This window comes from Streptomyces sp. McG3 (assembly GCF_018619185.1).
Classification (GTDB): domain Bacteria; phylum Actinomycetota; class Actinomycetes; order Streptomycetales; family Streptomycetaceae; genus Streptomyces.
In genome coordinates, this window is the sequence record NZ_JAAXYC010000088.1 from 16,422 (window position 1) to 27,127 (window position 10,706).

A 10,706-nucleotide genomic window follows, 5' to 3' on the forward strand; every position below is an offset into this window, starting at 1 on the left:
ATCAGGCGGCGCCCGCCCCCGGCCCCTCCGCCCCGGCGGCCAGCACCACCGTCTCCGCGGCGTCGAAGCGGACGCCCACGACCGCGCCCTCGTCCGGGGTGTCCCGCAGGGCGCACTCGGCCTCCAGCACCGGCGCGTTCTCGGGTATCAGCCGTACGGTCACGTGGTTGCCCCGGAAGGTGCGGACGCCGACCGCGCAGCGCAGGCCGTCCTCGGGAGCGCCGATCAGGACGCCGGCGGGCCGGACCAGCAGATCCACCTCGCCCTGCGGGGAGTCCTCGGGAACCGGGACCTTGCCCCAGGCGGTGGCGGCGGCCCGGCCGGTCACGGTCGCCCGGGTGACGTTGTCGAAGCCGAGGAACCGGGCGACGAACGCGGAGGCGGGGCGCTGCCAGACGTCCAGCGGGCCGCCCTCCTGCGCGATCCGGCCGTCCCGCATCACGACGACCCGGTCGGCGAGCGCGAACGCCTCGCCCTGGTCGTGCGTGACGGCCAGCACGGTGGTGCCCAACTCCTGGAAAAGGGTGCGCAGCTCGACGACCAGCCGTTCGCGGAGACTGCGGTCGAGCTGGCCGAGCGGCTCGTCCAGCATCAGGAGCTTCGGGCGCGGGGCCAGCGCGCGGGCCAGGGCGACGCGCTGCTGCTCACCGCCGGACAGCGCGGCGACCGCGCGGCGTTCGGCCCCGGGCAGACCGACCAGTTCCAGCAGTTCGCGGACCCGTTGCTCGGTCCCCGTCCGCCCGAAGCCGTGCATCCGGAGCCCGAAGGCGACGTTGGCTCCGACGTCCCGGTGGGGGAAGAGCTGGTGGTCCTGGAACATCAGGCCGAGGCCGCGCCGGTGCACCGGGACACCGCTCTGGTCCTGTCCGGCCAGCAGGACCCGGCCGCCGTCCATGGGCTGGAGTCCGGCGACGGCCCGGAGCAGGGTGGATTTCCCGCTGCCGCTGGGACCGAGCAGGCAGACGATCCGGTGGTCGGCGACCTCCAGGTCGACCGCGTCCAGCGCCGTCCGCTTCCCGAACCGCACGGTGGCTTCCCGCAAGCTCAGCATCTCGTTCAGAACTCCCCGGATCGGTCGGTGCGGATACGTTCGAGGAGCAGCAGCGACACCGCGCACACCAGCATCAGGATCGTGCTGAGGGCCATCGCCTGCCCGTAGTTGAGCTCCCCCGACCGGCCCAGCAGCCGGGCCACGGCGACCGGCAGGGTCGGGTTGTCGGGCCGCGCGATGAAGACCGTCGCGCCGAACTCCCCGAGGGAGACGGCGAAGGCGAAGCCCGCCGCGACCAGCACCGCCCGCCGCACCAGCGGCAGATCGACCTCCCGCCAGGCCCGCAGCGGGGAGGCTCCCAGCACGGCGGCGGCCTCCCGCAGCCGGTCGTCGACCGCGCGGAGCACCGGCAGCATGGTCCGTACGACGAAGGGGACGCCGACCAGCGCCTGGGCCAGCGGGACCAGGATCCAGGAGGTCCGCAGGTCGAGCGGCGGCTCGTCCAGGGTGATCAGGAAGCCGAAGCCGACGGTGACGGCAGACACCCCGAGCGGCAGCATCAGGAGCGCGTCGAAGCCACGGACCAGCGGCCCGGCCCGCCGGGTCAGGGCCGCCGCGGCGAGCCCGCCGACGACGAGCGCGATGAGCGTCGCGACGAGCGCGTACCGCAGGGAGTTGCCGACGGCCTCCAGCGGCGGGACCAGGAAGGTGGAGGAGCCGCCGGACCCGGCCGACTGGAGGGCCCGGTAGTAGCCGAAGCCGTACCCGCCGGATCCGGCGGCTCCATCGAAGGACCGCTCCACCAGCACCCCGAGCGGCAGCAGGATCAGCAGCAGCGCGGTGAGCAGGACTCCGCCGAGCAGCGCCCACTGACCGGGGCCGCGCGGCCGGCGGGAGGTCAGGGCCGGGTCGACCAGCTTCAGCGCCCGTTCCCGGCGGCGTACGGTCGCGGCGTGCACGGCGAGGATCGCGCCGACGGCGGCGAACTGCACCAGGGTCAGCACGGCGGCCGTCGGCAGGTCGAGCAGCTGCGCGGTCTGCCGGTAGATCTCCACCTCCAGGGTGGAGTAGGCGGGTCCGCCTAGGATCTGTACGACGCCGAAGGAGGTGAAGGTGAAGAGGAAGACCATCAGCGCGGCGGCGGCGACGGCCGGGGAGAGCGCGGGCAGCGTCACCCTGCGGAAGGCGGCGAACCGTCCGGCGCCGAGCACCCGGGCGGCCTCCTCCTGCCGGGGGTCCAGCTGGGACCAGAGCCCGCCCACCGTCCGCACGACCACGGCGTAGTTGAAGAAGACGTGGGCCAGCAGGATCGCCCACACGGTGGTGTCGAGGCGGACGCCCCACAGTTCGTCGAGGAGCCCGCCCCGCCCCAGCAACGCCAGGAACGCGGTGCCGACGACGACGGTGGGCAGCACGAAGGGCACGGTGACGACCGCCCGCAGCAGTTGCTTGCCGGGGAAGTCGAAGCGGGCGAAGACATACGCCCCGGGCAGGGCGATCAGCAGCGTGAGCGCGGTCGAGGCGAGGGCCTGCCAGGTGGTGAACCAGAGGACGTCGAGGATGTCCGGGCGGGCCAGCACCTCGCCGATCCGCCCGAACTGCCAGTCGCCCCCCGCCTTGAGCCCGCGGCCCACGATCGCGGTCACGGGATAGGCGAAGAACAGCGCGAAGAACGCGACGGGCACGGCCATCAGGCCGAGCCGCAGCGCGGCCCCGCGCCGCCCGGGCCCGTGCCGTTCCCGGGCGGCCTCGGCGGTCTTCGCCCCGGGCTCTACTTCAGGACCAGCGACTGCCACGACTGGATCCACTGCTCACGGTTGGCGGTGATCTTCTCGGGCGCGACGGTGGGAGGCGTGTCGATCTTCTCGCCGAACTTCGTGAACAGCTCGGGGAGCGTCGCGTCCTTCACGACCGGGTTCACGAACATGTTCAGCGGCATGTCCTCCTGGAACGTCTTGCTGATCATGAAGTCCAGCAGCGCCTTGCCGCCCGCCTCGTTCTTCGCCCCGGTCAGCAGTCCGGCGTACTCGGTCTGCCGGAAGCAGGTGCCGGTGGCGACCCCGGTGGGGGCCTCCTTCGGCTGCGGGTCGGCGTAGAGCACCTCGACGGGAGGGCTGGAGGCGTAGCTGACGACGAGCGGCCGGTCGGCGTTGGCCTTCTTGCCGCCCGCGGAGCCCGAGAACTCCTCGTTGTACGCCTGCTCCCAGCCGTCGACGACCTTGACGCCGTTGGCCTTCAGCTTCTTCCAGTACGCCTCGTAGCCGTCCTCGCCCTGGGCGGCGATGGTGCCGAGGAGGAAGCCGAGGCCGGGCGAGGAACCGGCGGCGTTCTCGGTGACGAGGAGGTTCTTGTACGCGGGCTTCAGCAGGTCGTCGAAGGTCTTCGGCGGGGCGAGCTTCTTGTCGGCGAAGTACTTCTTGTCGTAGTTGACGCAGATGTCGCCGGTGTCGACGGGCGTGACCCGCCTCTTCTCGTCCGTCTGGGTGTCCGCCGCGACCGTGTCCAGGCCCTTGGCCTCGTACGCGGTGAAGAGACCGTTGTCGAGGGCACGGGAGAGGAGCGTGTTGTCGACGCCGAAGAAGACGTCGCCGCGCGGGGAGCCCTTGGTCAGGATCTCCTGGTTGAGCGCGGCTCCGGCGTCGCCGCTCTTGAGTATCTCGACCTTGTAGCCGGTCTCCTTCGTGAACGCCTTCAGCACCTTGTCCGAGACGTTGAAGGAGTCGTGGCTGACCAGGGTCACGGTCTTGGAACCGGGGCCCTCGGACTCACCGGAGCCGGCGGAACCGTCGTCGCCGCAGCCCGCGAGCACGGTGACGCCGAGAGCGGCGGCGAGCGCGGTCGCCGCGTACTTCGTGGTGGTGTTCATGTGATTCCTCCTGGAGATGACCAGGAAGAGACGCGGCCCCGCCCGCTGTCCGGCGAACCGGAAGCGGGCAGGGCGCAACAGCTTGAGTAAGGTCCGAACTTCCTACCCGGAATGACCCGGGCGAGGTTCAGAGGGTCTGCGGCCAACCTGTCCTTGGTGCCGCACTCTCAGCGCTGTGGCGCTCCCCTGTCGGAATATGAAGTTGATTTCGAGCCCAGGCTACACCGGCGGATTTCGGCCGCCCGTCCGGCGTCCGGCGTCCGGCGTCCGGCGTCCGGCGTCCGGCGTCCGGGAGAGGCTAGCGCTCGGAGGCCGCCAGCTGCCCGCAGGCTCCGTCGATCTCCTGACCACGGGTGTCCCGGACGGTGACGGGCACGCCGTGGGCGGCGATGGCCTCGACGAAGGCCTTCTCGTCCTCGGGCCGCGAGGCGGTCCACTTCGAGCCGGGCGTGGGGTTCAGCGGGATCAGGTTGACGTGCACCCGCTTGCCCTTGAGCAGCCGGCCGAGCCGGTCGCCCCGCCAGGCCTGGTCGTTGATGTCCCGGATCAGGGCGTACTCGATGGAGATCCGGCGGCCGGACTTCTCGGCGTACTCCCAGGCGGCGTCCAGCACCTCGCGGACGTTCCACCGGGTGTTGACGGGGACCAGGGTGTCGCGCAGCTCGTCGTCCGGGGCGTGCAGCGAGACGGCGAGACGGCACTTGAAGCCCTCGTCGGCGAAGCGCAGCATGGCCGGGACGAGGCCCACGGTGGAGACGGTGATCCCGCGCTGCGAGAGGCCGAGGCCGTCCGGCTCCGGGTCGGTGAGACGGCGGATCGCGCCGACCACACGGTTGTAGTTGGCGAGCGGCTCGCCCATGCCCATGAAGACGATGTTGGACAGCCGTGCGGGCCCGCCGGGCACCTCGCCGTCGCGCAGGGCGCGCATGCCGTCGACGATCTGGTGCACGATCTCGGCGGTCGACAGATTGCGGTCGAGGCCGGCCTGCCCCGTGGCGCAGAAGGGGCAGTTCATGCCGCAGCCGGCCTGCGAGGAGATGCACATCGTGACGCGGTCGGGGTAGCGCATCAGGACGGACTCGACGAGCGTCCCGTCATGCAGCTTCCACAGGGTCTTGCGCGTCGTGTCGTCGTCGCAGCTGATGTGCCGCATCACGGACATCAGATCGGGGAACAGCGCCTCGGCGAGCTTCTCCCGCGATCCGGCCGGGATGTTCGTCCACTCGGCCGGGTCGTGCGCGTACCGCGCGAAGTAGTGCTGCGAGAGCTGCTGGGCGCGGAACGGCTTCTCACCGGTCGCGGCGACCGCTTCCTTGCGCTCGGCGGGCGTGAGGTCGGCGATGTGCCGCGGCGGCTTCTTGGATCCGCGGGGCGCGACGAAAGTGAGTTCTCCGGGCTTAGGCATGGTTCATCCAGTGTCGCAGACAGACGGGTGAGGGCCCGCCGCCCTGTGGACAACGGACCCTCGCTCGTGAAACGTGCAGGTGGGACAGGGTGCCGGGATGCCGGGGCGGTCAGCCGGAGCCGACGAACAGCACCAGCAGCAGCCAGACGACCGGCGCGGTCGGCAGGAGCGAGTCCAGTCGGTCCATGATGCCGCCGTGGCCGGGGAGCAGGGTGCCCATGTCCTTGATCCCGAGGTCTCGCTTGATCATGGACTCGCCCAGGTCGCCGAGGGTGGCGCTGGCCGCGACCGCGAGGCCGAGCAGCAGTCCCTGCCACCAGGCGCCGTCGTCGATCAGGAACTCCATGCACAGCGCGCCGGCGACCATCGCGAAGGCGACCGCTCCGAACAGGCCCTCGCGGGTCTTGCCGGGGCTGATGCGCGGGGCGAGCTTGTGCGTGCCGAAGCGCCAGCCGACCGCGTACGCACCCGTGTCGCTGACCACGGTGAGGATCAGGAAGGTCAGGACCCGCCACGACCCGTCGTCCGCCGTGAGCATCAGGGCGACGAACGTGGCCAGGAAGGGGACGTAGAACGCCGCGAAGACCCCGGCCGTGACGTCCTTGAGATACCCGTCCGGCGGCTCGGTCATCCGCCAGACCAGCACCGCGAGGGCGGTCAGGGCCATCGCGATCCAGGCGCCCTCGGGGCCTCGCGCGTAACCCGCGACGACCATCGCGGCTCCGCCGACGGCCAACGGCACCAGGGGCGCCTTGATGCCCTTGCGTTCCTGGAGGCGGGAGGTCAGCTCCCAGAGGCCGACGACGACCGCGGCCACTATCACGCCGATGAAAGCGGCCTTCACGATGAACAGCGAGACGCCGATGACGGCGCCGAGACCCACGCCCACCCCTATGGCGGCGCGCAGATCACGCCCCGCGCGCTTCTTCTGCGGCGGGGGCGGCAGCGGGGTGGACATGGGCTCCTGCGGCTTCTCGTCACGGAACAGGGGGCCGCTGACGTGAGCGGCTTCCCTGTCCCGGTCGTCGCGGCTCTGTGCGTCTCTACCTGCGTCGGGAACGTCCGGCACGTTGGGCATGGGCCGAGTCTGCTGGGCGCCATGCACATCGTGGGCAGGACCCGCCGGGGCAGCCCTCATCTCGGGCGTGCCCCAGTAACCGGCTCCTTGCGGGGCACCCCAGGAAGAGTCGTTCATCAGACTTCGAGCAGCTCGGCTTCCTTGTGCTTGAGCAGCTCGTCCACCTGCGCGACGTACTTCGCGGTGGTGTCGTCGAGCTCCTTCTCGGCGCGGCGCACCTCGTCCTCGCCGGACTCCTTGTCCTTGACGAGCTTGTCGAGGGTCTCCTTGGCCTTGCGGCGGATGGAGCGGATCGAGATCTTGGAGTCCTCGGCCTTGGTCTTGGCGACCTTGATGTACTCCTTGCGGCGGTCCTGGGTGAGCTCGGGGAACGTCACCCGGATGATGTTGCCGTCGTTGCTCGGGTTGACACCGAGGTCGGAGTCGCGGATCGCCTGCTCGATGTTGCGCAGCGCGGTCTTGTCGAACGGCGTCACGACGGCCATCCGCGCCTCGGGAACCGAGAACGAGGCCAGCTGGTTGATCGGGGTCAGCGCGCCGTAGTAGTCGGCGACGATCTTGTTGAACATCGCCGGGTGCGCGCGGCCGGTACGAATCGCGGCGAAGTCCTCTTTCGCGACGACAACGGCCTTCTCCATCTTCTCCTCGGCCTCGAGGAGGATTTCTTCGATCACCACGTGCTCCTGCGTGTCTTGGGTGGGCCCGGCGTCGTCATCGCCTGGCCCTGCGGGTCCTGCGTCGCGTCCTCACCTGCACGGTGTCCGACCGGCAGGCCGTTGTCCATCCTGGGGGGCCGTCAGGCCCGGGTGCTCTCGTCGCTCACGAGCGTGCCGATCTTCTCACCCTTGACCGCGCGAGCGATATTGCCCTCGGTGGTCAGCTCGAAGACGAGGATCGGGAGCTGGTTGTCACGGCAGAGTGTGATGGCGGTGGCGTCGGCGATCTTCAGATTGCGGGTGATCACCTCGCCGTACTCCAGCGCGTCGAACTTCACCGCGTCGGGGTTGGCCTTCGGGTCGGAGTCGTAGACCCCGTCCACGCCGTTCTTCCCCATCAGCAGCGCCTCGGCGTCGATCTCCAGGGCGCGCTGGGCGGCGGTGGTGTCGGTGGAGAAGTACGGCATGCCCATACCGGCGCCGAAGATCACCACGCGCCCCTTCTCCAGGTGCCGTACGGCGCGGAGCGGGATGTACGGTTCGGCGACCTGGCCCATGGTGATGGCGGTCTGGACGCGCGAGTCGATGCCCTCCTTCTCCAGGAAGTCCTGGAGCGCCAGGCAGTTCATGACGGTGCCGAGCATGCCCATGTAGTCGGACCGGGCCCGGTCCATGCCGCGCTGCTGGAGCTCGGCGCCGCGGAAGAAGTTGCCTCCTCCGATGACCACCGCGATCTGGGCGCCGTCGCGTACGACGGCGGCGATCTCGCGGGCGATGGTGTGCACGACGTCGGGGTCGACGCCGAGACCGCCGCCACCGGCGAATGCCTCACCGGAGAGCTTCAGCATGAAGCGTCCGGAACCCTTGTCGTCGCGCTTGTCGTCGGCCTGAATGGCGTCCGCGCCCTTGTCCATGGAAATTCTCCTCGTGCACATACGAAGAAGGCCATTGCCGGTGGGTCTGGTGTCCCTACAGCGGCAATGGCCTCCTCGTCAGATCTGCGGTCGTCCGGCGTGGGTGCGGCCGTCGACTGCACCAGACCCTATCGGGTCCGGCGCTGTTCGCCCGGACGGACTCAGATGCCGACCTTGATGCGCGAGAAGCGCTTCAGGGTGACACCGGCCTCGTCCAGGACCTTCTGGACCGACTTCTTGGCGTCCAGCGCGTACGGCTGGCCCAGGAGGGTGGCCTCCTTGAAGAAGCCGTTGACCCGACCCTCGACGATCTTCGGGAGCGCGGCCTCGGGCTTGCCCTCGGCGCGCGTGGTCTCCTCGGCGACACGACGCTCGGCCTCGACGACCTCGGCCGGGACGTCCTCGCGGGACAGGTACTTCGGGGCGAAGGCGGCGATGTGCTGCGCGATGCCCTTGGCCAGCTCGGCGTCGGCCTTGTCCAGCTCGACCAGAACACCGATCTGCGGGGGCAGGTCGGGCATGGTGCGGTGCATGTACACACCGACGAACGCGCCGGTGAACTGCGCGAAGCGGTCCAGGACGATCTTCTCGCCGAGGTTGGCGTTGGCCTCGTCGACGTACGCCTGGACGGTCTTGCCGGCCTCGATCTCGGAGGCGAGGAGCGCCTCGATGTCGGCCGGGGAGGTGGCGGCGACGTGAGCGGCGAGGGTGTTGGCGACGGCCTGGAACTTCTCGCCCTTGGCGACGAAGTCCGTCTCGCACTTCAGCTCGAGGAGGACGCCGGACGTCTGGTCCTCGGAGATGAGGGAGACGACGGCACCGTTCTCGGCAGAGCGGCCCTCGCGCTTGGCGACACCCTTCTGGCCCTTGATACGGAGCGCCTCGACGGCCTTGTCGACGTTGCCGTCGGCCTCGTCGAGCGCCTTCTTGCAGTCCATCATGCCGGCGCCGGTGAGCTCGCGGAGCTTCTTGACGTCAGCGGCGGTGTAGTTCGCCATGAGTCTGTATGTCTCTCTCGAAGTCTGAAAGATCTACGGGTGAACGGCGGGGGCGACGCTTGTGGCGTCGGCCCCCGCCGTCAGCAGCCGTGACGGGTGTCAGGCCTGCTCGGCGTCCGCGTCGGCGGCCGGGGCCTCGGCGGCGGCCGGAGCCTCGGCGGCGGCCGGAGCCTCGGCGGCGGCCGGAGCCTCGACAGCGGCCTCGGCCTCGGCGACGGCCTCGGCCGGCTCCTCGGCGTCGGCGACCTTCTCGGTCTCGGCGGAGGACTGGACCTCGGCGGCAGCCGCGGTCTCGTCCTTCTTGTCGCCCTCGAGCAGGTCGCGCTCCCACTCGGCGAGGGGCTCGCCGGCGGCCTTCTCGCCCGGCTTCGAGTCACCGGTGGCGGCACCGGAACGGGCGATGAGGCCCTCGGCGACGGCGTCGGCGATCACGCGGGTGAGCAGGGTGACGGAGCGGATCGCGTCGTCGTTGCCCGGAATCTTGTAGTCGACCTCGTCGGGGTCGCAGTTGGTGTCGAGGATCGCGACGACCGGGATGTGGAGCTTGCGCGCCTCACCGACGGCGATGTGCTCCTTCTTGGTGTCGACGATCCAGACGGCGCTGGGCACCTTCTGCATCTCGCGGATACCACCGAGGGTCTTCTCCAGCTTGGCCTTCTCGCGCGAGAGGACCAGGAGCTCCTTCTTGGTGAGGCCGGAGGCGGCCACGTCCTCGAAGTCGATGAGCTCAAGCTCCTTCAGACGCTGAAGGCGCTTGTAGACGGTGGAGAAGTTGGTGAGCATGCCACCGAGCCAACGCTGGTTGACGTACGGCATGCCGACGCGCGTCGCCTGCTCGGCGATGGCCTCCTGGGCCTGCTTCTTCGTACCCACGAACATGATGGAGCCGCCGTGGGCGACGGTCTCCTTGACGAACTCGTAGGCGCGGTCGATGTACGACAGCGACTGGAGCAGGTCGATGATGTAAATGCCGTTGCGCTCGGTGAAGATGAAGCGCTTCATCTTCGGGTTCCAGCGACGGGTCTGGTGACCGAAGTGGACGCCGCTTTCCAGCAGCTCCCGCATCGTGACGACGGCCATGGCCGTACTCCTTGAGGTGCTCGGTTATCGCGACCGCAGGTTTGCGCTCGCGCCTGACGCCCCGACGCGCCGTGCCACGAGGGACCGAGGAGCGCGGCCACCTCCGAGAAGAGGGAGGTGGCGGGGCGTGCGAAGTCGACCCGGTGACCCGGATCGCCGTAAGAAGTGTACGGGACCGGTCGGGTGCCCAGTGACGGCGATGTCCACAAGCGGGTGACGGTGACGTCCACGGCCGGATGACGGTGACGTCCACGGCCGGGTGGCCGCGATATCCACAACCGGCGAGTAGTCCACAGGTACGGCCCTTGATCCCCGGAATCCAGGCCGAGGTCCAGGCTGCGATCGCTGTGCACCCGCGTGGTGATGCGGTGTCGGTGGCGGCGGTGAACGGTCCGTCGTCGGTGGTGGTGTCGGGTGTGCGGGATGTGGTGGAGGAGGTTGTTGCCGGGTTCGTCGAGGGGGGTGTGCGGGTGCGGCGGTTGCGTGTGTCGCATGCGTTCCACTCGCCTTTGATGGAGCCGATGTTGGGTGAGTTCCGGCAGGTGCTGGACACGCTTGATTTTCACGCTCCGTCGGTTGATTTTGTGTCGGCGGTTGGGGGTGGTGGTGATGTCGGGTCGGTGGAGTATTGGGTGCGGCATGCCCGTGCTGAGGTGCGGTTTGCTGATGCGGTGGGGGAGTTGGAGGGGCGTGGGCTGACGGCTCTGGTCGAGATCGG

10 protein-coding genes and 1 riboswitch are annotated in these 10,706 nt (G+C 69.7%); of the genes, 1 reads left to right on the plus strand and 9 read right to left on the minus strand.

The genetic code is table 11. From position 1 onward, the window contains the following. Position 1: 1 nt before the first annotated feature. The 9 genes from HET64_RS16755 to rpsB all read right to left on the minus strand — a co-directional run bounded on the left by HET64_RS16755 (position 2) and on the right by rpsB (position 9,988). A complete protein-coding gene (locus HET64_RS16755; RefSeq protein ID WP_215106365.1) occupies positions 2–1,051 on the minus strand; it encodes an ABC transporter ATP-binding protein in 1,050 nt (349 codons plus the stop codon). Between the two features lie 5 nt (positions 1,052–1,056). Next, on the minus strand, positions 1,057–2,682 hold the full coding sequence (locus HET64_RS16760) for an iron ABC transporter permease (protein ID WP_215106377.1): 1,626 nt from the start codon (positions 2,680–2,682) through the stop codon (positions 1,057–1,059). An 80-nt stretch (positions 2,683–2,762) separates the two neighbouring features. Beyond that, positions 2,763–3,857: a thiamine ABC transporter substrate binding subunit gene (locus HET64_RS16765; protein WP_215106367.1), complete on the minus strand. Its 1,095-nt coding sequence runs from the start codon at positions 3,855–3,857 to the stop codon at positions 2,763–2,765. A gap of 81 nt (positions 3,858–3,938) precedes the next feature. After that, positions 3,939–4,055, minus strand: a riboswitch (TPP riboswitch). Positions 4,056–4,155: 100 nt separating this feature from the next. Further along, positions 4,156–5,262, minus strand: a complete 1,107-nt coding sequence (rlmN, locus tag HET64_RS16770) for a 23S rRNA (adenine(2503)-C(2))-methyltransferase RlmN (RefSeq protein WP_007452477.1) — start codon at positions 5,260–5,262, stop codon at positions 4,156–4,158. A gap of 109 nt (positions 5,263–5,371) precedes the next feature. Then, positions 5,372–6,457, minus strand: coding sequence for a phosphatidate cytidylyltransferase (locus HET64_RS16775; protein ID WP_215106369.1), 1,086 nt, complete (start codon positions 6,455–6,457; stop codon positions 5,372–5,374). Then, the gene (frr, locus tag HET64_RS16780) at positions 6,457–7,014 is read right to left on the minus strand and encodes a ribosome recycling factor (RefSeq protein WP_018960718.1); all 558 of its coding nucleotides are present in this window, start codon (positions 7,012–7,014) and stop codon (positions 6,457–6,459) included. The genes HET64_RS16775 and frr overlap by 1 nt, the downstream gene beginning before the upstream one ends. A gap of 122 nt (positions 7,015–7,136) precedes the next feature. After that, positions 7,137–7,910 (minus strand): UMP kinase, encoded by a 774-nt coding sequence (gene pyrH / locus HET64_RS16785; protein ID WP_215106371.1) that lies wholly within the window; start codon positions 7,908–7,910, stop codon positions 7,137–7,139. A gap of 161 nt (positions 7,911–8,071) precedes the next feature. Beyond that, positions 8,072–8,908, minus strand: a complete 837-nt coding sequence (gene tsf, locus HET64_RS16790; RefSeq protein WP_007452481.1) for a translation elongation factor Ts — start codon at positions 8,906–8,908, stop codon at positions 8,072–8,074. A gap of 99 nt (positions 8,909–9,007) precedes the next feature. Next, positions 9,008–9,988 carry a 30S ribosomal protein S2 gene (gene rpsB, locus HET64_RS16795; protein ID WP_215106373.1) on the minus strand — a complete coding sequence of 327 codons (981 nt, stop codon included), beginning with the start codon at positions 9,986–9,988 and terminating at the stop codon, positions 9,008–9,010. A 305-nt stretch (positions 9,989–10,293) separates the two neighbouring features. On the opposite strand from rpsB, the gene HET64_RS16800 reads away from it, so the two are divergent. Beyond that, positions 10,294–10,706 (plus strand): acyltransferase domain-containing protein (locus tag HET64_RS16800; RefSeq protein ID WP_251145423.1); only part of this gene is annotated, 413 nt, incomplete at its 3' end.

Excerpts from the sequence above, each read along its gene's own strand:
- HET64_RS16755 (WP_215106365.1), bottom strand. The coding sequence starts at position 1,051 with ATGCTGAGCTTGCGGGAAGCCACCGTGCGGTTCGGGAAGCGGACGGCG.
- rlmN (WP_007452477.1), bottom strand. The coding sequence starts at position 5,262 with ATGCCTAAGCCCGGAGAACTCACTTTCGTCGCGCCCCGCGGATCCAAG.
- HET64_RS16765 (WP_215106367.1), bottom strand. The coding sequence starts at position 3,857 with ATGAACACCACCACGAAGTACGCGGCGACCGCGCTCGCCGCCGCTCTC.
- HET64_RS16775 (WP_215106369.1), bottom strand. The coding sequence starts at position 6,457 with ATGAACGACTCTTCCTGGGGTGCCCCGCAAGGAGCCGGTTACTGGGGC.
- HET64_RS16760 (WP_215106377.1), bottom strand. The coding sequence starts at position 2,682 with ATGGCCGTGCCCGTCGCGTTCTTCGCGCTGTTCTTCGCCTATCCCGTG.
- rpsB (WP_215106373.1), bottom strand. The coding sequence starts at position 9,988 with ATGGCCGTCGTCACGATGCGGGAGCTGCTGGAAAGCGGCGTCCACTTC.
- pyrH (WP_215106371.1), bottom strand. The coding sequence starts at position 7,910 with ATGGACAAGGGCGCGGACGCCATTCAGGCCGACGACAAGCGCGACGAC.
- tsf (WP_007452481.1), bottom strand. The coding sequence starts at position 8,908 with ATGGCGAACTACACCGCCGCTGACGTCAAGAAGCTCCGCGAGCTCACC.